Source organism: Sphaerimonospora cavernae, assembly GCF_042435035.1.
GTDB classification, from domain to species: domain Bacteria; phylum Actinomycetota; class Actinomycetes; order Streptosporangiales; family Streptosporangiaceae; genus Sphaerimonospora; species Sphaerimonospora cavernae.
The window spans coordinates 1-20,084 of the sequence record NZ_JBHMQT010000011.1; the positions used below are offsets into that span (position 1 = coordinate 1).

At 69.0% G+C, this 20,084-nt stretch carries 19 protein-coding genes and 1 tRNA gene; 7 read left to right on the forward strand and 13 right to left on the reverse strand.

What is annotated here, in order from left to right; genetic code table 11:
• Nucleotides 1–58 precede the first annotated feature (58 nt).
• The 5 genes from ACFHYQ_RS07570 to ACFHYQ_RS07590 form a co-directional block, all read right to left on the reverse strand.
• A complete protein-coding gene (locus ACFHYQ_RS07570; protein ID WP_394300369.1) occupies nt 59–850 on the reverse strand; it encodes an MBL fold metallo-hydrolase in 792 nt (263 codons plus the stop codon).
• On the reverse strand, nt 847–1,737 hold the full coding sequence (locus ACFHYQ_RS07575; protein ID WP_394300370.1) for an NUDIX hydrolase: 891 nt from the start codon (nt 1,735–1,737) through the stop codon (nt 847–849). Before ACFHYQ_RS07575 ends, ACFHYQ_RS07570 begins: the two co-directional genes overlap by 4 nt.
• Nucleotides 1,738–1,880: 143 nt before the next feature.
• A complete protein-coding gene (locus ACFHYQ_RS07580) occupies nt 1,881–2,348 on the reverse strand; it encodes a RidA family protein (protein ID WP_394300371.1) in 468 nt (155 codons plus the stop codon).
• Nucleotides 2,345–2,500: a Sp36 family protein gene (gene sp36, locus ACFHYQ_RS07585; protein ID WP_152990300.1), complete on the reverse strand. Its 156-nt coding sequence runs from the start codon at nt 2,498–2,500 to the stop codon at nt 2,345–2,347. The genes ACFHYQ_RS07580 and sp36 overlap by 4 nt, the downstream gene beginning before the upstream one ends.
• A gap of 67 nt (nt 2,501–2,567) precedes the next feature.
• Nucleotides 2,568–3,542 (reverse strand): slipin family protein, encoded by a 975-nt coding sequence (locus tag ACFHYQ_RS07590; RefSeq protein ID WP_394300372.1) that lies wholly within the window; start codon nt 3,540–3,542, stop codon nt 2,568–2,570.
• Between the two features lie 163 nt (nt 3,543–3,705).
• Between ACFHYQ_RS07590 and bagA the strand changes: the two genes are divergently transcribed.
• Both bagA and bagB read left to right on the forward strand, forming a co-directional pair.
• Nucleotides 3,706–4,716 (forward strand): ATPase BagA, encoded by a 1,011-nt coding sequence (gene bagA / locus ACFHYQ_RS07595; RefSeq protein WP_394300373.1) that lies wholly within the window; start codon nt 3,706–3,708, stop codon nt 4,714–4,716.
• Nucleotides 4,717–4,753: 37 nt separating this feature from the next.
• Nucleotides 4,754–5,902, forward strand: a complete 1,149-nt coding sequence (bagB, locus tag ACFHYQ_RS07600; RefSeq protein ID WP_394300374.1) for an ATPase BagB — start codon at nt 4,754–4,756, stop codon at nt 5,900–5,902.
• A 60-nt stretch (nt 5,903–5,962) separates the two neighbouring features.
• On the opposite strand, the gene ACFHYQ_RS07605 is transcribed toward bagB, so the two are convergent.
• Nucleotides 5,963–6,259 (reverse strand): WhiB family transcriptional regulator, encoded by a 297-nt coding sequence (locus ACFHYQ_RS07605; protein ID WP_394300375.1) that lies wholly within the window; start codon nt 6,257–6,259, stop codon nt 5,963–5,965.
• A 258-nt stretch (nt 6,260–6,517) separates the two neighbouring features.
• Between ACFHYQ_RS07605 and ACFHYQ_RS07610 the strand changes: the two genes are divergently transcribed.
• Nucleotides 6,518–8,728, forward strand: coding sequence for a transglycosylase domain-containing protein (locus tag ACFHYQ_RS07610; protein ID WP_394300376.1), 2,211 nt, complete (start codon nt 6,518–6,520; stop codon nt 8,726–8,728).
• Between the two features lie 138 nt (nt 8,729–8,866).
• Here ACFHYQ_RS07610 and ACFHYQ_RS07615 read toward each other — a convergent pair whose 3' ends face one another.
• Nucleotides 8,867–9,322, reverse strand: coding sequence for a GatB/YqeY domain-containing protein (locus tag ACFHYQ_RS07615; protein WP_394300377.1), 456 nt, complete (start codon nt 9,320–9,322; stop codon nt 8,867–8,869).
• A gap of 80 nt (nt 9,323–9,402) precedes the next feature.
• On the opposite strand from ACFHYQ_RS07615, the gene ACFHYQ_RS07620 reads away from it, so the two are divergent.
• The 4 genes from ACFHYQ_RS07620 (at nt 9,403) to ACFHYQ_RS07635 (ending at nt 12,831) form a co-directional block, all read left to right on the forward strand.
• A complete protein-coding gene (locus ACFHYQ_RS07620; protein ID WP_394300378.1) occupies nt 9,403–10,335 on the forward strand; it encodes a metallophosphoesterase in 933 nt (310 codons plus the stop codon).
• A gap of 37 nt (nt 10,336–10,372) precedes the next feature.
• A tRNA-Pro gene (locus tag ACFHYQ_RS07625) sits at nt 10,373–10,446 on the forward strand.
• 380 nt (nt 10,447–10,826) lie between these two features.
• Complete coding sequence (locus ACFHYQ_RS07630; protein ID WP_394300379.1) at nt 10,827–11,660, forward strand: hypothetical protein; 834 nt, start codon at nt 10,827–10,829, stop codon at nt 11,658–11,660.
• A complete protein-coding gene (locus ACFHYQ_RS07635) occupies nt 11,647–12,831 on the forward strand; it encodes a helix-turn-helix domain-containing protein (RefSeq protein ID WP_394300380.1) in 1,185 nt (394 codons plus the stop codon). The genes ACFHYQ_RS07630 and ACFHYQ_RS07635 overlap by 14 nt, the downstream gene beginning before the upstream one ends.
• Before the next feature lie 99 nt (nt 12,832–12,930).
• On the opposite strand, the gene ACFHYQ_RS07640 is transcribed toward ACFHYQ_RS07635, so the two are convergent.
• From ACFHYQ_RS07640 to ACFHYQ_RS07665, 6 genes are read right to left on the reverse strand one after another with little or no spacing between them, the layout of a single operon-like run.
• Nucleotides 12,931–13,206, reverse strand: coding sequence for a hypothetical protein (locus ACFHYQ_RS07640; protein WP_394300381.1), 276 nt, complete (start codon nt 13,204–13,206; stop codon nt 12,931–12,933).
• A 23-nt stretch (nt 13,207–13,229) separates the two neighbouring features.
• Nucleotides 13,230–13,571, reverse strand: a complete 342-nt coding sequence (locus ACFHYQ_RS07645) for a DUF397 domain-containing protein (RefSeq protein WP_394300382.1) — start codon at nt 13,569–13,571, stop codon at nt 13,230–13,232.
• Complete coding sequence (locus ACFHYQ_RS07650) at nt 13,568–14,725, reverse strand: hypothetical protein (protein WP_394300383.1); 1,158 nt, start codon at nt 14,723–14,725, stop codon at nt 13,568–13,570. The genes ACFHYQ_RS07645 and ACFHYQ_RS07650 overlap by 4 nt, the downstream gene beginning before the upstream one ends.
• A gap of 2 nt (nt 14,726–14,727) precedes the next feature.
• Nucleotides 14,728–15,708: a thiopeptide-type bacteriocin biosynthesis protein gene (locus ACFHYQ_RS07655; RefSeq protein ID WP_394300384.1), complete on the reverse strand. Its 981-nt coding sequence runs from the start codon at nt 15,706–15,708 to the stop codon at nt 14,728–14,730.
• Entirely contained in the window at nt 15,690–16,901 is a 1,212-nt protein-coding gene (locus ACFHYQ_RS07660; protein ID WP_394300385.1) for a lanthionine synthetase C family protein, read from the reverse strand. The genes ACFHYQ_RS07655 and ACFHYQ_RS07660 overlap by 19 nt, the downstream gene beginning before the upstream one ends.
• Nucleotides 16,898–20,023, reverse strand: coding sequence for a lantibiotic dehydratase (locus ACFHYQ_RS07665; RefSeq protein WP_394300386.1), 3,126 nt, complete (start codon nt 20,021–20,023; stop codon nt 16,898–16,900). Before ACFHYQ_RS07665 ends, ACFHYQ_RS07660 begins: the two co-directional genes overlap by 4 nt.
• Between the last annotated feature and the right edge of the window lie 61 nt (nt 20,024–20,084).

Here is a 20,084-nt window from a genome sequence, read left to right on the forward strand (position 1 = left end):
GCGAACCCCCGCACCTCGGTGACGGGAAGAATCTCCAGCATTCATGCTGGAGAGGAGTTCAAAGGTTCTTGAGGTAGTCGAGCTGGGCCGCGACGGACGCCTCGGCGGCCGCCCGCAGCGATTCGCCGACGTCCGCGTAGACGATCTCGACGATCTCCCCGGCATCCCTCGCCCCATGCCGGATGGCCTGGCGGATCTGGTCCAGGCGCTGCCGCCGGTGGGCGATGTACTCGTCGATCTTCCCGATCGGGTCGGGCAGCATCGGCCCGTGCCCGGGCAACAGCGCCTCGGCCTCCAGCATCTCGGCGCTCCACCTCAGCTTGTCGAGGCTGCGCAGATAGTCGGCGAGGTTCCCGTCGGGAGCGATCACCGTGGTGCCCCGGCCGAGGATGGTGTCCCCGGTGAGCATCGCCCGATCCTGCGCCAGCCAGAAGCAGAGCGAGTCGAACGAGTGGCCGGGGGTGCCGACCACCCGGACCTCCAGGCCGTCGACGGCGAGGACGTCGCCGTCGTTCAGGCCCTCGTCTCCCAGCCGGTGCCGGGGATCGAGGGCCCGGACCGGGGCGCCGACCATCTCCGCGAACCTCGCGGCGCCGCCGCTGTGATCGGGGTGGCCGTGCGTGAGCAGGACGGCTGCCACCCGTCGCTCGCCGAGGTGGTCGGCCACCCGCCTGAGGTGGGCGTCGTCGTCCGGCCCCGGGTCCACGACGAGCACGCTCTCTCCCCGGCCGAGAACCCAGGTGTTCGTGCCGTCGAGCGTCATCGGCGACGCGTTGGGCGCCAGGACGTTGGTCGCCCGGGCCGTACCCGAGCCGTCCGGCCCGTCCACGGGTATGCGCAGGCCGCTCATGGCCTCGTCTCCTCCTCGTCCGCTGAGCCCTCTGGCCCGTCAAAGCCGTCAGAGACCTCAGAGACCTCAGAGTCCTCAGAGTCCTCAGAGACGTCCAGGACGACCTGTCCGTCCACCTCCACGGCGGCGGGCTGCACGGTGCTGATGCTCCGCTCGGCCGCGAACACCCCGTCGATCGCGTCGAATGCCGATATCTCCTGCAACGTGCGATGGGTCGGCGGCAGGAGGAACACCTCGCCCGCCGCGGCGCCGGCCAGGGCGGACCGTGGGCTCAGCCAGGCGACCTTGTCCGCCTCGCCGCCCACGTCACGGGTCCGCTGGCCGGGCGGGAGCGCCGCCACGAAGAACCGCGTGTCGTACCGCCTGGGCTCGATCTCCGGGGTGATCCAGTGCGCCCACGCCTTGAGCAGGTCGGACCTGAGCACGAGCCCGCGGCGGTCGAGGAACTCGGCGAACGAGAGCGTCCGCCCGATCAAGGCCAGGCGGTCGGCCTCCCAGTCGTCCCCGGTCGTGTCGGCCACGACCGTCGCGGCGTCGGGCCCGGCGAGCAGGACCCCGGACTCCTCGAAGGTCTCCCGTACGGCGGCGCACACCAGGCCGCGGGCCACGGCCTCGTCGGCGCGGAGGATCTCTCCCCACTCGGCCGGTGCGGGCCCCGCCCACGCCACGGCGTGATCGGAGTCGCGGGGGTCCACCGAGCCCCCGGGGAACACGTACGCCCCCGCGGCGAAGGCCATCGTCGCCGTGCGGCGCAGCAGGTACGCCTCCAGGGGGGCGTCGCGGAGCAGGACGACGGTGGCGGCGTCACGGGCGCGGACGGGGGCGACACGGCCGGCGAGGACATCGCGAGCCCGCTCCCCGAGCTCGCCCGGCAGCGGGATCCTCATACGGTCCCCATCTCCCAGCAGAACGAGATTCGGTTAACCGTCCCGATATTTCCGCATATGTCCCGACTGACGCAATGCCAGTCCCGCCCGCGCCCCCTCTCGAACCCTGAAGGTGGAAGTCCGTGAAGTCCAGCCCGTCCGGGTCAGCGGACCTCGGCGATGACCTCCACCTCGACGGAGGCGTCGAGGGGCAGGGAGGCCACCCCCACCGCGCTTCTCGCGTGCCGGCCCGCGTCACCGAGGACTTCTCCGAGCAGTTCGCTCGCGCCGTTCACGACCACCGGCTGCCCGGTGAAGTCGGGTGCGCTCGCCACGAAGCCGACGACCTTCACGATCCGTACGACCTTGGACAGGTCGCCGACCACGGACTTCACGGCCGCCAGCGCGTTGAGCGCGCAGATGCGGGCCAGTTCCTTGGCGTCCTCGGCCGAGACCTCGGCCCCGACCTTGCCGGTGACGGCGAGCTTGCCGTCGACCACGGGAAGCTGGCCGGAGGTGTACACGTAGTCGCCCGTCCTCAGCGCGGGCACGTACGCGGCCAGCGGGGTCGCGACCTCGGGCAGGGTCAGCCCGAGCTCGGCGAGGCGCTCTTCCGGGGTCGGCGCGCTCATGACTTGGCCCGCTTCATGTAGGCGACCAGCTGCTCAGGGTTGGGACCGGGGATGACCGAGACCAGCTCCCAGCCGTCCTCACCCCAGTTATCCAATATCTGCTTCGTGGCGTGCACGAGCAGCGGCACCGTGACGTACTCCCATTTGGTCATGGGGCCAAGAGTATCGAGCGCGGGCCCCGCGGAATTCCGAGCCTGCGAGGAATTTGCGTGGGTGGGATCACGCCCCTCCGCCGTCGGCCGTACGGTGCCACGCGGGCGGCTCGATCCGCGGGCCGGCGAGCGAGATGTCCGGCGACTCGATGGAGGGAAGCTCCTGGATCGCCTCCTCCACCGGCTCCGGCTCCTGCTCCTGCTCCTGCGGTGTCGACCCGTCGCCGGTGGAGTCGACAGTGGAGTCCGCGGCGGCCGACGGGGTCGCGCCCGCCGGGGCGGCGGCCAGCCGGTCGAAGAAACGCAGCATCTCGACGGGCAGCGGCATGACGAGTGTGCTGTTCTTCTCGGCGGCCACCTCCACCACCGTCTGCAGCATGCGCAGCTGCAGCGCGGCCGGATCGGACGACATCTGCCGCGCCGCGGCGGCGAGCCGCTTGGATGCCTGGAACTCGCCGTCGGCGGTGATGATGCGGGCCCGCCGCTCCCGCTCGGCCTCGGCCTGGCGCGACATCGAGCGCTTCATGCCTTCCGGCAGCGCCACATCCTTGATCTCCACCCGTTCGATGCGGATGCCCCACGGGCCCTCGGTCGGCTCGTCGATCACCGCCCTGAGCCTGGCGTTGAGCGCGTCGCGGTCGGACAGGAGATGGTCGAGCTCAGACTGGCCGATCACCGAACGCAGCGACGTCTGGGCCACCTGCGAAACGGCGAACAGGTAGTTCTGCACGTTGACGACCGCTTTGATCGGGTCGATCACGCGGAAGTAGACCACCGCGTCGACCCGGACCGAGACGTTGTCACGGGTGATGCCGTCCTGCGCCGGCACCCCCATCGCGACGATCTGCATGTTCACCTTCTGCATCCGATCGACGATCGGCACGATCAGGTGCAGGCCGGGGCCGCGTACGTTGGACTGGATCCGGCCGAGCCGGAAGACGATGCCCGTCTCGTACTGCTGGACCACGCGTACGCCACGGGCCACGGCGACGAGCAGGGCGACGCCCAGGATGACGATTAACGCTGACAGCACCGACTCCATGGCCGGTACCTCCTTCACCGAATGCCGAATGCCGGATGAGCGGTGGTGGTAGTAAGGCACTCCATACCCAATCGGGGGCCGGGCCGTACCGCAACCCGCGCCTTGACACGTACGGCGGTGACCGCCGCGAATCTCCGCATGACGCTTGGGTAGCCTTCCAAGCATGGGCACTCGGGACGCTCGGGACACCGACTGGGACGGCGTGCGACTGCACGTCGTGAGCGGGAAGGGCGGGACGGGTAAGACCACCATCGCGGCCGCGTTCGCGCTCGCCCTGGCCGCCGGGGGGCGCAAGGTCCTGCTGGTGGAGGTGGAGGGCCGTCAGGGCATCGCCCAGGTCTTCGATCTGCCGCCGCTGCCGTACGAGGAGCGGAAGATCGCGGTGGCTCCGGACGGCGGGGACGTCTACGCGCTGGCGATCGATCCCGAAGCGGCCATGCTCGACTACCTCGAGATGTTCTACGGCATGAAGCGCATGGGCAAGGCGCTGACCCGGATCGGCGTGGTCGACTTCGCCACGACCATCGCGCCCGGCCTGCGCGACGTCCTGGTCACCGGCAAGACCAGCGAGGCCGTACGGCGACGCGATCCCCGGACCGGCAGGCGGGTGTACGACGCCGTGGTGATGGACGCGCCGCCGACCGGACGGATCGTGCGCTTCCTCAACGTCACCCAGGAGGTCGCGGGGCTGGCCAGGGTCGGTCCCATCCGTCACCACGCCGACCTGGTGCGGGGCGTCTTCACCTCGCCGGAGACCGCGGTGCACTTCGTGACGTTATTAGAGGAGATGCCGGTCCAGGAGACCCTCGACGGCATCGCCGAACTGCGCGAGACCAAGCTGCCGGTGGGCGGGATCTTCATCAACATGGTCCGGCCCGCGGGCCTGCCCGACCCGGTGCTGGAGGCCGCCTTCCACAAGCGGTTCGACACGGCGGAGCTCGCGGTCGGGCTGAAGGCGACCGGGCTGGCGGAACGCGACGCCGGGCCGCTGGCCGAGGCCCTGGCCAGGGAGATCGCCGAGCACGCCCAGCGCGTCGAGTTGGAGAACCGCGAGCGTCGGACGCTCGCCTCCGTCGGGACGCCGTGCTACGACCTGCCGCTGCTGCCCGACGGGGCCGACCTGGCCGGGCTGTACGAGCTCGCCGACGCCCTGCGCACGCGGGGCGCGGCATGAGTGCTCATGAGAGCGGGCGCATGGGAGAGGTTGGGCTGTGACCAGGACGGCTCCGTCGCTGGACATCGACGCGATTCTGGATGATTCCGGCACCCGGATCATCGTGTGCTGCGGGGCGGGCGGCGTCGGCAAGACCACGACGGCGGCGGCTCTGGGGCTTCGGGCCGCCGAGCGCGGGCGATCCGTGGTCGTGCTGACGGTGGACCCCGCCAAGCGGCTGGCCCAGGCCATGGGCCTCAGCGAGCTCGACAACACCCCGCGCCGGGTCGACGGCTGCGATCTGGACGGTGCCGGCCGGGAAGGGGGTGAGCTGCACGCGATGATGCTCGACATGAAGCGGACCTTCGATGAGATCATCGAGGCGCACGCCGACCCCGAACGGGCCCAGCAGATCCTGACAAATCCCTTTTATCAGTCGCTGTCATCCAGCTTCTCCGGCACTCAGGAATACATGGCGATGGAGAAGCTCGGCCAGCTCCGCCGCTCCGGCGACTGGGATCTGATCGTGGTGGACACGCCGCCCTCGCGGTCGGCGCTCGACTTCCTCGACGCTCCCGAAAGGCTCGGCCGGTTTCTCGACGGGCGGCTGATCCGCATCCTCATGGCCCCGGCCAAGGTCGGCGGCCGCAGCGCGTTCAAACTGCTCAACGCGGGCTTCGGCATGGTCGCCGGAATATTGACCAAGGTCCTGGGGGCCCAGGTGCTCAAGGACATCCAGATGTTCGTGTCCGCGCTCGACGCCGTCTTCGGCGGCTTCCGCCAGCGAGCCGAGCAGACGTACCGGCTGCTGCAGGCACCGGGCACGGCCTTCCTGGTGGTGGCCGCGCCGGAGCGCGACGCGATGCGCGAGGCGTCCTACTTCGTGGAACGACTGGCCGAGGAGGGCATGCCGCTCGCCGGGTTGGTCGTCAACCGGGTGCACCGCACGTCGGCGGCCTCGCTGTCGGCGGCCCGCAGCTGCGCGGCGGCCGAAGAGCTGGAAGCCAGAGGCGAGCATGCGCTGACCTCTGCCGTGCTGCGACTGCACGCGGGACGGATGCAGCTCGCCGCCCGCGAGGAGCGGGAGCAGGAGCACTTCACCTCGGCCCACCCGATGGTCCCGGTGACCCGGGTTCCCGCGATGCCGGAGGACGTGCACGATCTGGCGGGTCTCCGCCAGATCGGGCAGCTTCTGTCATCGAACTGATCGGGCGCGAACCGCGCGGCCTGTTCGGCCTTCTCGGCTGTCCGGCCCGATCGCGGCGGGTCAGCCGGCGATGAGTTCGTTGGCTCGCTCGTACTCTTCCTTGGCCGCCTCGAGCAGTTCGCGCCAGGAAGTCACCTCAGGCCGGCGCCTCAGCAGCGCGCGGCGTTCCCGTTCCGTCATCCCGCCCCAGACGCCGAACTCGATGCGGTGGTCCAGCGCGTCGGCGAGGCACTCCGTACGGACAGGGCATCCCCGGCAGATCATCTTCGCGCGGTTCTGAGCGGCGCCTTGCACGAAGAGCGCGTCAGGATCCACTCCTCGGCAGGCAGCACGGGAGGTCCAATCCGTGATCCACATGTTCGACCCCACTCCCCTTAGGTGGTCAGTCGTCGTTTCGGCCGACGGGCGCGGGCGTCGAGCCTCCTGGTTTGCAGTTGCCGCAGAGGAGAACGTACGCAACGAGACGATTGAGCCGACAGTCCCCGGGGGGACCAAATTCCCACATGGTCAAGTCAGGCCATGTGGCCGGGAATGACTAGTCCCCCAGTGAAAGTGTGGTGGACGTCCGTTGAGCCGATGCCGGGAGACGCTTGACTTCGACGTAGGCTTGGACCCGTGCAAGCTCAAGGTAAAGGCGTAGGGTCCGCCGCAGGCAACGTCCTCAAACTCGCCGCCGCAGCCGCGGTGGCGGGCGTGCTGACGGCCGCGATCGCGTTGCCCGCCGTCGGCGGGGCCGGCATGACGGCCAAGTCCGGCATCGACGCTCTGCACATCGGGCCGGAGAAGCTCGACGAGCCTCCGCTGCCCGAGAAGACCACCCTGCTCGACTCGGACGGCAAGCCGATCGCCCAGTTCTACTACGAGAACCGGGAGTCCGTCACCCTGGACAAGATCGCGCCGATCATGCGAGAGGCCATCGTGGCCATCGAGGACTTCCGCTTCTACAAGCACGGCCCGCTGGACATCGAGGGCACGACCCGAGCCATGGTCAAGAACTTCACGACCGGCGGGGTCACCCAGGGCGGCTCCTCCATCACCCAGCAGTACGTCAAGCAGGTCCTGTACAACAAGGCCGAGACCGACGAGGAGAAGGCGGCCGCGGTCGCCCCGACAGTCGGCCGCAAGCTCAACGAGATCCGGTACGCGATCGCGATCGAGCAGAAGTACTCCAAGGACGAGATCCTCAACCGGTACCTCAACATCGCGTACTTCGGCGCCAGCGCCTACGGCGTCGAGGCCGCGTCCAAGCGCTTCTTCGGCAAGCACGCCTCCCAGTTGACCCTCTCCGAGGCGGCGACGCTGGCCGGAGCCGTACAGGATCCCAACGCCACCGACCCCAACCGGGGCAAGTCGTTCCGCGACCGCCTCATCGCCCGGCGCAACGTCGTCCTCGACCGGATGGCCGAACTGGACATCATCACTAAGCAGGAGGCCGCGGAGGCCAAGGCGAAGAAGCTGGGCTACAAGGACAAGCCGATCCCCGGCGGCTGCGAGGAGAGCGAGTTCCCCTACTTCTGCCTGTACGTGCGCAACGAGATCCTGCACGACACGCAGTTCGGCAAGACGCAGAAGGCGCGGGAGCAGTTCCTCGCCCGGGGCGGCCTCACCATCAGGACCACCCTCGACCGGAAGATGCAGAAGGCCGCCGAGAAGGCGATCAGGAAGTACGTCCACCCGTCCGACAAGCCGGTCGCCTCCGAGGCCCTGGTCGAACCCGGCACCGGCGCGATCAAGGCGATGGCGGCCAGCCGGAAGTTCGGGACGAACCGCAAGAAGAACGAAATGTCGATCAACGTGGTCGCCGACTCCCTGCACGGCGGCGGCACCGGCTTCCAGGCCGGATCGACCATGAAGGTGTTCACCCTGGTCACCGCCCTCAAGGAGGGCATGAAGTTCGGCGACGGCTTCAGCGTGGGCGGCACCTTCGCGGCCAACGCCTACTCCGACTTCAAGAACTGCAAGGGTCAGAACGTCGGCGAGCCGAGCGCGGTCCTGCACAACGCCGAGGGCGGCGGCGGGTTCAAGAGCCTGCAGACCGGCACGTGGGGTTCGGTGAACACGTTCTTCCTCACGCTCGAACGGAAGGTCGGCCTCTGTGACGTGGTCAAGACGGCCAAGGACCTCGGCATCAAGCGCTCCGACGGCCAACCGCTCCACGAAGTCCAGACCTTCACCCTCGGCGCCAACGAACTGGACCCGGTGACTCTCGCCTCCGCATACGCGGCGCTCGGGGCGCGCGGCAAGTTCTGCGCGCCGATGGCGATCACCGAGATCGTCGACCGGTTCGGCAAGGCCACCTCGTTCAAGCCCAAGTGCAAGCAGGTGCTCGAGCCGGAGATCGCCGACGCGACCAGCAACATCCTCGAGGGCGTGTTCACCAGGGGAACGATGACCGGAGTCGGCGGCATCGGCCGGGACGCGGCGGGCAAGACCGGAACCGGCGACGTGTCGCGGACCGTGTGGTTCGCCGGATACACGCCGGACCTGGCCGGCGCGGTCAGCCTCGGCGACCCCCGCGGACCGGTCCGCTACCCGCTCAGCGGCCGCGTGATCGGCGGACGGCAGTACGGCTCGGTCTTCGGGGCGTCGATCCCCGGCCCGATCTGGAAGGAGACGTTCCTGGCCGCGCTCAAGGGCGTCCCGGCCACGGACTTCGTCAAGCCGGACATGTCGAGGTTCGGCGGCTGCACCCAGTCGTGTGCGCCCAAGCCGAAGAAGGAACACCGGCCCGGCCACGGAGACGACGACGGCCACGACCGCGGTCGTGGTCCCGGCGACGGCCCGATCGACATCTACACCCCTGACGGCTCGCCCTTCGGCGACTGATCGCGTAAAGGGTCTCGCGGGCCGCGGGCCCTCCCTCGGCCGGAGGCCGGGGAGAGGGCCCGTCGGCACGTCAGGAGGTAAGGCCGTCCAGGCGGTTAGGCGGTTCAGGCGGTTAGGCGGTTCAGGCGGTTAGGCGGTTCAGGCGGTTAGGCGGGCGCGGACCGCCTGGGCGACGCGGCCGCCCTCCGCCCGTCCGGCGACCTTCGGAGTGAGGACCTTCATGACCTGGCCCATCGCCTTGGGACCGGCGGCGCCGCTCTCCGCGATCGCCTCCTCCACGAGCCGGTTCAGCTCCTCGTCGGAAAGCTGAGCGGGAAGGTAGTCCTCCAGCACGGCCTGCTCGTCCAGCTCCGCCTGTGCCTTCTCCGCCCGTCCGGCGTCAGCGAAGGCCTCGGCCGCCTCACGACGCTTCTTCGCCTCGCGGGTCAGCACCTTGATGACCTCGTCGTCGGAGAGTTCGCGGGCCTCCTTGCCCGAGACCTCCTCCATGTTTATGGCGGCAAGGGCCATCCGGATCGTGCGGAGGCGCACCTCGTCCCGGGCCTTCATCGAGGCCGTGAGGTCGCCCTTCAGCTTGTCCTTCAACGCACTCATGCGATCCATCTTGCCGTGCCGCCGGTGCGATTCTCGCCAGGTTAGCCGGAGGAGGAGCGGGCGTCGGGCATGATGACTGTGTGAGAAAAGCCGCCACTGTTCCGCTGTCCCTCCTCGGTCTCGGCATCGCCGGCCTCGGCTATGCCTCCGTCGTGGAACGGAACTGGTTCCGGCTGCGCCGGTTCGACGTGCCCGTGCTCGCGCGCGGCCAGCGTCCGATCCGGATCCTGCACATCTCCGACCTCCATCTCACGCCCGGCCGTACCAGACTGCTCAGGTGGGTGCGGTCGCTCGCCGCGCTCAATCCCGACCTCGTGGTCAACACCGGCGACACGCTGGCCCACCCCGACGCGATCGAGCCGTACCTGCACGCCGTGGCCCCCCTGCTCGACCGGCCCGGCATGTTCGTCTACGGGTCGAACGACCTCTACGCGCCGAAGCCGAAGAACCCCGCCCGCTACCTGTGGCGTACGTCGAAGGGGGAAGTGCGCCAGAAGGTGCCGAACCTGCCGTGGGAGGAGCTCGGAGCCGCGATGACGGCGGGGGGCTGGCTGGACATGAACAACGCCACCGCCCGCCTGAAGGTCGCCGATCTCGACATCCATGTGGGCGGCATCCATGACTCCCACATCGACCGCGACCGCTACGACACGATCGCGGGCCCGGCACCCGTCGACGCCGACCTGCGGCTGGGCATCATGCACTCACCCGAGCCCCGTAACATGTCACGCTTCGCCGAGGACGGATATCAGCTGCTGCTCGCCGGCCACACGCACGGCGGCCAGCTCTGCATCCCGTTCTACGGCGCCCTCGTGACGAACTGCGGCATCGACCGGGCCCGGGTGAAGGGGCTGAGCCGACACGAGGCCGCGTGGCTGCACGTCTCCGCCGGCCTCGGCACCTCGCCGTACGCCCCGGTGCGCTTCTCGTGCCCGCCCGAGGCGACCCTGCTCACCCTGGTGCCACGCCGCCCGGTCGCGCCTGATGGCACATCCATCCGCAAAGTCCGCTAGACTTGCCGAGGCACAGGGCGGAAACGCTTTGGTCCACCGGGGTGTAGCGCAGCTTGGCAGCGCGCTTCGTTCGGGACGAAGAGGTCGTGGGTTCAAATCCCGCCACCCCGACTCGGAAACCACAGGTCAAGGGCCTGATCACTGGAGACAGTGATCAGGCCCTTGATCGTTCGTTAGCATGGCGTTAGTGGTTTGAACCCGATCAAGTAACCGTTAGCAACCCCAGGCAACCCTAAAAATCACCCGCCCCGGCACCCGCTTGAACCTCGGAACCCGAGGTCCAGCGAGCGATCGGCCCTCCCCTAGCCCGGCCAGGACCCCCGCCCCCGCCTGCACGGTCTTGCAGGCCCTGGGCTCTTAGGGCCGCTCTACGCAGCAGCACCAAAAGCGCCGGAAGTTGCCCCATGAAGCGTTGATGGGATTATGGTGTTGGAAAATGAAGCGCCTCCGGCCATCGGCGGCTGCTAGGCAAAGCGCGTTGGAGGTAGTCGATGTCGGTCGAGCCACCGCTGTCGAACTGGGCCCGAGACACGTTCGGTACACGTGCCGCTCTGGTACGTCAGGGCGTCGCCGAGGCCCTCCAGGTCGCGATGGAGAACGCCCAGGACGCACAGAAAGTGGCGCAGACCGGGCATCTTCACCCATTCGGGTTCACGCTCATGTCTCGGAAGTTCGAGGCTCTCGCCAGAACCTTCGAAGACATGAGCGACGTGCAGATCGTCAGGCCCATCGGTTCTCAGCACGAGCTCGTCGTGCTGAGCGGCAAGCTGCTGTTCCCCTTCCGCTATGCCAAAGACCGTTCGGTCAACGTGATGGACGCTCGCATCAGCGATGACAAGCCCTCGGCGCTGATCCAGGCACTCTTCGGCCGATTCGGCCCCGAACCGACCCTCCAGCAGCTCGCCCTCGACGTCCTCGACGATGCCGAAGCCTCCAACCAGACAGCAGCACCCGTTGCCGATGCGCTTTCTCACCTGCCTGAGGGAACCAAGCTGGTACTGGTCGGTTATGCCTGCAACGCCAAGGCCGGCCTACTGGACGCATGGTGGGGCGAGGCCGAACTACTCGACAGAGCGGGCTACCTGCGCTGGCACCACTGCGAGGAAATTCCGCTCGCCAAGGGTCTTCCACCAGGCGGCCGGCTCCCTGGTTCTCTTGCAGGCCCGATTGCGCCATCGGACGCTCCCGCGTTCGACCAGGGCGCGATGCCGTCCCCGTCGTTGACCCCTCGTTCTCCAGTCGAGCGGAAACACGCGGAATCGTACCCGCCGGTAAGCGAAGCCCAGACACTCACCCCGGACACAGCCAACAATGAAGGACAGTAAGCAACTCCGCCTCCTACAAGGCTTCGACACTTCCACAGGGCGGACGCCAAGCCCACAGGCTGTAGCCGAAGTTTTCGACGGAACGCGGCTAACCCAGGCACGCCAACTGGCCGCACTAACCAAGAAGGAAGTAGCCGAACGCATCGGAGTCTCCCCGGCAGCGGTCGGCCAGTACGAGGCAGGCGTGACCAGACCACGCCCCGACCTGATACCCCTCATCTCCGAGGTACTTGCCGTCCCCGCGGCCTTCTTCCTCCCTGGCCGCCCGCACGGCAAGCTGGACGGCTCGATGGCACACTTCCGCAGCCTCCGTTCCACCCGCGCCTACCAGCGAGCCAAAGCGGTGGCGTTCGTCGAGCAAGTCTGGGAACTCACATACGCACTGGAAAAGCGAGTTCAGCTGCCCTTCATCGACCTCCCCGGGTTCTCTGGAGGGGAAGTCCACCCAGGCAGTGCCTTGCCCCGTGATCCAGTCAGCGCCGCTCAGGCATTGCGTGCTCATTGGGGGCTCGGCAACGGTCCGATCAGTCACTTGGTGCGCCGCATGGAGTCCAGAGGGATCATTGTCACGTTCCCCAAAGCAGACGAAGATGCCGTGACCGTGGATGCTTTCTCCACCTCCAGCCTGCCCCGCCCGATCGTGGTGTTGACGCCGAACCGGTTCAATGACATCTACCGCCACCGGTTCACAGCGGCTCATGAGCTGGGCCACCTCGTTCTTCACGGCGACACTGCCGCGGGAGACACGCAGCAGGAACGCGAAGCCGATGCCTTCGCTGCGGAGTTCCTCACTCCTCGTGACAGCATCCTCACTGACCTACCTGTAAGGGTCGACCTCAGGCGTCTTGCGCAACTCCGGCAGGTCTGGGGAGTTTCCGTCGAGTCGTTGCTGTACAGGTGCCGGGAAATCGGCCTGCTTTCGGACTCTGCAGCCAGCCGCGCTTACCAGAGACTGAACGTGCTCCGTGGACAACCTGGCTTCAACAACGAACCTGTCTCCGGATATCCAGGTGAGCAACCCGTACTGCTCGCCCAAGCTTTTGAACTAGCGACGACCGCCACCGACCTCACCGCTTCAGCGCTTGCGCAAGAGCTAGCCTGGCCGATTTCCCGCGTTAGGGAACTCATCGGCCTACCGGATCACCGGCCAGAGCTTAAGCTCGTGCCGTAGCGCCAGCGAATACGCGGTCAGAGAGCGGATGCCAGCTAACCGCTGACAAGACACCCAAGGAGCGCACCCAAGCCGAAAGGCATGGACACGCCCCCGATTTCAGATCGCTCGTCCGCCCGTGTCCACCCCGAGAACCTTCATGAGGTCGGCAGTGCAGACCCGGTAGAGGTCGCCGATGCGGATGATGCGGACGGGGAACTCGCCGTCACGGGCGAGTTGGTACGCCTTGGAGCGGCCGGCCGTGACCAGCCCTTGCGGACACCGGTTCTCGCACACCACCACCCCGGCGACGGCCTCCTGCAGACACACGAGCGTCTGACACATGTCCCGCAGGTCATCAGCCGTCAGTTCCGGCACGTCATCAACGTCCCGCATCGCGGCCAACAGACCCCCCAAGATCATTGGATGCCAAGTTGATCGAATTCACGATTCTTCACGGCCTTTACGAAGACCTCCCAGGTGTGCCGACTGGTCGTCACGAAACTCGGGCGCTGCACCACCCCGGTGTGCGACAGATCGCCGATCGTGATCGTGACCACGTCGCCTTCCTGCTGCGGGACGAACTGGCCCACCTTGACGGAGGCGACGAACCGGCTCCACCGCGCCGGGCTCACTCGCACCGACGCCTGGTCCTCGTCATCCGGGTCACGGACGTAGACCACCGCTGCGCGCGCCTGGTACTCCGCCTCCAGCCCGCTGCGAACGCCCACGCCCAGCAGGGTGTTTCTCGGCTTGCTCATGACACGTTTCCTCCATCCGTAACGAAGCGATCAAGCCGCCCGGGACAGGTCGAAACAGTCAGTGTCTCTTCGGCGACCTTCACCGAGTTCTCCAGCGAATCAAGCAGGGGCTCCGGCAGCGTCCTGGACCCCAGACCAGAGCCGGTCACCAGCGCGGACAGCGCCTCGCGGTGCTCACCCGTCAGTCCTGTCAGCGTGCTGCGGTAGCCGAGCACGTCGCGGGCGGCGTATCCGTCGCCGGCCTCGATGGCTTCAGCAGCGACCTGGGCGAGCACGTGCGCAGCCGCATTCGGTTCGGTGGCGCTGGCGAGGGTGACCACGGTGAGCCCGAGCCGTACCCGGAAGACCGCGTAGCCGGCCATCGGCGTGTGCTCGGCGAAGCGTTCGAGCATCGCCGCGATTCCCTGACCCGCCGATGCTCTGTTCAGGTCGGCGCAGATCACGTTCAGGCAGGAGGCGACCTGTCGCTCCCACGGTTGGGTGGGTGTGCTGTCCGCGAGGACCGCCCGGGCCAGCGGCAGTTCTCCATGGAGCAGGTGGGCGATGATCACGACTTGCCGTCCCTCCATAAGGTGCAGGCCGATCCCCTTGTTCGTCCTGGCATGGGCGACCGCGTCATCCCATCGGCCGGCGAGGGTCAGGGCGCGGATCCCATCCCCGAGATATTGCAGCCAGACCCACTCGCGGAGTTTGTGGTGCTCCTGCCGGGTGCCGATGAGGTTGGCCAGCGGCAGCGTGTTCCCGTCGACGAGCAGATCGGCGCCGACGGTGACGGCCTGGTACACCGCGCCGAGCAGCCGTAGGGCCTGCTGTCCGGCGTCGGCGCGGATCTGGAGCCGGGCGAGGTTGATGACGGGTTCGAGCATGTACCTGGCCTGGAGCACGGTGAGAGGTGCTCCGGCCGTGCGGTAGACGTCGATGTGCCGCCAGCACAGGTCGCGGGCGTAGTCGGCCATGCCGCAGTCGCTGGCCAGCAGCGCGGCCTTGTTCAGAGCGTGCGCGGCTTCGGCCATGCCCTCGGAGCCTTGGCACTCGGCGGTTTGGGCGATCTCGGCGATCTCGGTAATCCGTTCGGGGAGGGACGGACAGGCGGGCCGAGGGCGGCCGAGGAGCGGGAAGCGGCGCACGGCAGCGTTCAGCGTGATGGTGTCCATGGTCAGCTCCGAGGCAGGAGGGCTGTGCCGGCTGCGCGGGCGAGGATTGCCTGAGTGGTGGCCGACAGGCCGAGCCGGTTCCAGTGGAAGATCAGGACGTGGGTGAGGATGGCGCGCAGCCCGCGCTCAAGCCTGCCCTGTGCCGCCGCCTCGCCGAGTCGGCGGCCGGTTGCCGTGAACGCCGCCAGCCAGGGTGCGGCGAACGCGGCCGGCCCACCGGGGGCGAACAGCGCGCTGCCCGACTGCGCGGCTACGGCCAGCAGGGTGCGCATGTTCCCTGCCAGCGCGTCGATGTGCACGGCATCGGCGTCGGAGGGTGCGGGACGCAGGTGGGCCACCCGGGTGAAGACGTCGCCGCGTTCGAACCCGTCCAGCCCCGCCGCGTGCAGGAGAGCATTGATCAGCAGGAGGGACAGTTCGCGACGGCCGAGACCCGGGGCGTCTCGACGCGCGTAATCGAGGACGCCGCGGCTGTCGGCGCAGAACAGGTCATGGGCAGCGTGCATCCCGACGGGTCCGCCGAAGGCTGCGGTCTCCGGCTCGTATACCGTCGGCCACCATCGGGAGAGCGCCCCGGCTGTGGTCAGCTCGTCCAGTACGTGGTCCACTGCCGCGGTGTCCGCTGCGCGTAGGCGCAGCCGCCAGCATGGGTGCTTGCGCAGGAACCACCAGCCGATCACGGCTCCGTCGGCTTCGAGCTGGTCCAGTCGCGGCCCGAGCCATGTCGCGGCGCCCGCCTCTGCGGTGTTCCACTCGGGGAATTGGACGCGTACCTGGTACCACTGCTTTTCCGCGCGCTGTTCCAGCGCGGCGAGTCCGGTGGCTTGATACGCCTGGAGAGCGTCGTGGAGGTCGGCGGGCTCCATGCCGCTGTCGGCCGCGGTGGTCTCAAGGTCGGAGCCGGCGAGCACGGCGAGCACGGCGGATGCTGCCTGGTACGGCGAGGCCGGGCAAGAGGTAGTGGTCAGGTGATCAGTAGGCATGCGTCCCATCCCGAGCGTGGCGGCGTGGATTGCCGCATGGTTTCCAGTGCCAGCGCCACCCCGGCGTCTCCGGTCAGCAGTCCGCTCTGGCCGGCTCTGCCGTCCTGGGCCGTCTTGCTGTGCTGGCCTGTCTTGCAGTGCTGGGCCGCGGCCTGCCGGGTCAGCGCCTCGGCGACCGCGGGGAGTCGCTGCCCGATGGCGGGGTTGTGCGCGTCGAGAGCGGCGCGGTAGGCGGTCTGATACACCCCGGCCATTCCGTGGCACAGTCCCGCCTCGGTGATCCGGTCGAGCTGCCGATCGGTCAGGCAGGCGGCCATGGCGTCCTCCGCGGCCATCCGTCGCCGCGGGTCACCGGTGGCGATGCCCGCGAGTTGCAGGGCGCGGGAGATCCCGACCGCGCCGTAGCACCAGGACGGCCTAACGGGGCTGGTGCAGGCCAGGCGGCCCGTGCGCAGTTCCTCTCGGGTGACCCACTGCGGCCACCACGGGCCCTCCGGCGAGTGCTGCTGCCAGCGGTCGAACCAGGCGCACAGGTCCTTGATCGCCTCGCGCTGGCCGTCAACCACACAGCCGCGTGAGGCGGCCAGACCAAGCAAAGCGAGCAGCCCTGCCGCGCCGTGCGCGACCCCGAAGTTCGTGTGCCCTCCGGGGGTCGGCAGGATCGGGTCCGGGTCGTGGTCCACCCACCATCCCGGCAGCTCAAGCCCATCCTCATCACGCGGACGGGACAAGCGGATCAGATAGCACAAGATGTCGGCGAGCGTGTCGCTGCCCGGCATGCGGCGCAGCAGCAGCGCACCGATGCCCGTCAGCCCGTAGAACAGGTCGTACTCGCCGAACGCGGCACTCTCGCCGCGCTCCATCCGGGCTACCGCCGCAGCCAGGCGCCGGTGGGCCAGCCGTAGCACGGATGCGTCCAAAGCCGTGGCGGCCGAGCGGTAGCGGGAACGACCGGCCACGCTGGCGGCGTGCAGCAGGAAACCGATGGCCGGTGCCCCGTAGTACAGCCCGGCGTGCGCGCCGGCGTCGATCGGCCCGGCCACCACCTTCCGGATGTGCGCGTGCGCACTCCCCCAGCCCGCCGAGCCGGTCAGGGCTTTCTCGATGTGGAGGAGCGCAGCCCCGGCCGTACCCGTGGCCAGGGATTGACGCGTCGCTTCCTCGGCGGTGAGCGTCGCCGTGCTGGTGCTCACAGGGCACCTACCAGGGCCAGGTGGCGTAGCGCCGCCGCACGGGCGAGGCGGCCGGTCGTCTTCTCGAAGGCCGGGTCGACGCCGAGGGCCCGTACGTGGTGCTCGTGCAGCAGAGCGGGCAGCACCGTGACGGGGTCACGCTGCTCGGCGAGAGCTCGGTGGTAGGCGGCCAGGGCGATATCCCGGGCTTGCCATGCGGCGGCCACCGCCTCGCCGCCCGGCAGGGAGCGCAGCGCGTGGAAGTCACCGGCGGGGTCGGCCAGGTGGAGCGCGTGGTCGCGGAGGGTGCGATCCAGCGTCCCGGTCTCCTGTTTCAGGCACCCGAGCAGCGCCCGGCATCCGGACTCCGCGCTCGGGGCGAACGATGCGGCCAGTTGTGCCATCGACGCGGCGGCCAGAGCCTGGGCGGGAATATCGGCAGCCTCGGCCATGGCGAGCTGTGCGATGGCCGCTGGGGTGTCGGCGGCGAACACCTGCTCGACCAGCGTCAGCGCCGGGCCCTCGCCGTACCGGGCGGAATGCTCCGGGTAGGAAGCCAAGCTGATCTGCGCGGGCAGACCGCAGACTTGGAGTCTGGCGGCGAAGGCTGCCAAGCGTGCCGCGACGGGCCCGTACTGTTCCACAGCGGTAAGGCGCAGGAATACGGCGAGGTGCTGATCGGCTTCGAGCCGGATCAGGTCGCGATGCCGTCGTATCCACCAGCGCTCGACCATGCCGGCGAGGTCGCCGATAAAGGCGGGCAGGTGGCGGGTCAGGATCTCATCGAACCGCGCGGGATTGCCCACCAGCTGTGCGTACACCATGGCCGAATCGCACGGTCGAAGGACGGCACCCGGTGGTGCGGTCACCGGGAGCCGGCGCGACGGCGGGGCGATCAGGGTCATTGGGATCAGCAGCTCAGCCGGGCGGCCGATCCATCCCTGATCCTCCGGCGTGCCGTCCTCGTGCAGTTCGATCCGTCCGCCTCGCTCCAGTCGCGTCCGCAGCAGGGTGCGGTCCAGTTGCTGGTCCAGGTCGAGCGGCAGGCGCAGCTCCCCCTCACACAGCACGACCCGCGCCGGCACCCGCCACCGCTGCCGCCAGGACCCCAGCCCCGCATCCCACTCAGCGCTGCCCGCAGCACTCGGGAGGTCATCCAGGGTGAGGATCCAGCGGGCAGGGGCCAGCACCGTACGGCGGTAACGGATACGCGGGGTGTACGGCAGGGTGCGGGCGGCCCCGAGATCGAAGGGTCCGAAGACCGCGCTGCGTGCGTCGGCGACCTCGGCGAGGAACCGTGCCAGCGGCGGGCTCTGGATGGAGGTGTCCAGCGCGTGCGGGATCCGAGGGATCACCCGTCGGCCGGTGGAGCGCTGAACCAGGTACATCTGCTCGGCGTCGGCGGTGACAGCCAGGTCATCCACGCTGATCACACCGATGCCAGGACGTTCAGACCCTGCGGCAGGGTGCTCCGACAGGGACAGCACGTCGGGGACGAGCCGCGGGACGCGTACCACGTTCTCGTTGTGCGGGCGACGAGGCGGAAACGACAGCTGCACCACTACGGCGTCCTGGCCTGCGTCTTCGTCGCCGTCATGGCCGGCAGTGGTGTAGGTCGCGGCCAGCCGGGCGCGGTCGGTGTCGCCGAGCAGGTAGGCGAAGCGTCCGGCCATGCTGGTGTACGCGCGGGGCGTGGCGGTGACCCGCAGCTCGAACTCGCCGCGGTCGACCGCCTCGGTTGAGGTGGCGTGCAGTGTGACGCCGAGCTCGATGCACTGCGGGGGCACGATGTCGGCGTACTCGCCCACGGCCAGCGCCTGGATGTCGACCTCGGTCAGCTCAATCTCCTCGGCCCGGTCCAGGACGGCCTTCTGGATCAGCGACAGCAGGGCGGCATCGCGCTGGGTCAGCATCCGCCAGGCGGGCCGGGCACGCGGCGCGCCGAGATAGCCGCCGGGGTAGCCGAGCCCGGAGTCGGCGACCAGTTCCCGGACCGGCACCAGGGTGCCGGGGCCGTAGCGGGCGCGGAACCGCTGGTGGTAGTCCATCCAGGCCGCGGAACCGAAAGGTTGCGTGGTCAGGCGCAGCAGCACGCCGGCGGCAAGCGCGGCCTCCTGGAGCACCCCCTCGGGAATGTCGATCCGGCCGTCGAGCCGTACGTCGGTGGCCAGCACGTGCCCGGTCCCGGGGGCGAGCGCGGTCATCCGCGCGGCCACCGAGGTACGGATCACCGCGGCCTGCCGTGGGTCGGGCTCGCTGTTGTGGCGGGCGAGTTGCTCGCCGATCTCCTCAAGGCGGCGCAGCAGCGTCGCGATCTCGGGTATCCGGTGTCCGTCCGCCGCGTGGAGCGCGCCGATCAGGTGGGTCAGCCCGTCGACGGCCGTCATCGGCGGACGCAGGCTGGTGATCAGAATGCCCTGGTCGACCAGAGCGTGCAGCAGAGTGTGGATCGTCTCCGGTGCGGCGCCCGGGAAACGGGCGCTCAACTGGGCGGCCAGCACCCCGAACCGGATCGGTGACGCGGCTGCGGCCAGCGCGAACCGCACCGGCCGGCTGTGCCGTACCGAGATCTCCCGCATCGGGCCGGGAGTCCGGACGCCCAGTGCCGCGCGGGCGGTCACGATGAAGCGCCCGTCCCGCACGACCCCCGCGTTGTCGGCCACCACCATCAGCCGGGAGCGCAGCTCCGGATGCCGTTCAAGCTGATCGATCAGCATCGTGAGCCATTCGGCATCCGTACGCGCCAGCGCGCGATGCCCGGTGCCGATCTTCGCCATGGCGGGCCCGACACCGGCCGTGGTCACCCCGGCGAAGAGCCCGAACGGGGTGGCGCGTCGCTGCCAGCGCAGCAGGTAGGAGGCCATCGACACGATCGCGCGGCGCAAGTGACCCGTGGCGGGCAGGTCGGTGTCAGGCGGGCCGAGGATGTGGTCGATGCGCGCCGCGAGGACGGGGCTGGCCACGGCCAGCGCCTCCCGGACATCATCACGGGACCATGCCTTCGCAAGCCAGGCCCGGCCTTCGCACTCGATCGCGGCCAGATCGGACGGGTCAAGGTGCGCTGGCACGTCCAGGTCACCTGGGTCGGTCGTCGCACGCACCATAACCAGGCCGGTGTGTCGATAGCGCGGGGGAACGCTCACGTGATCCGCCTCCTCGGGGTGAGGGGACCGTGCCGCAGGCGTCCACGGCAGGGCACGGACG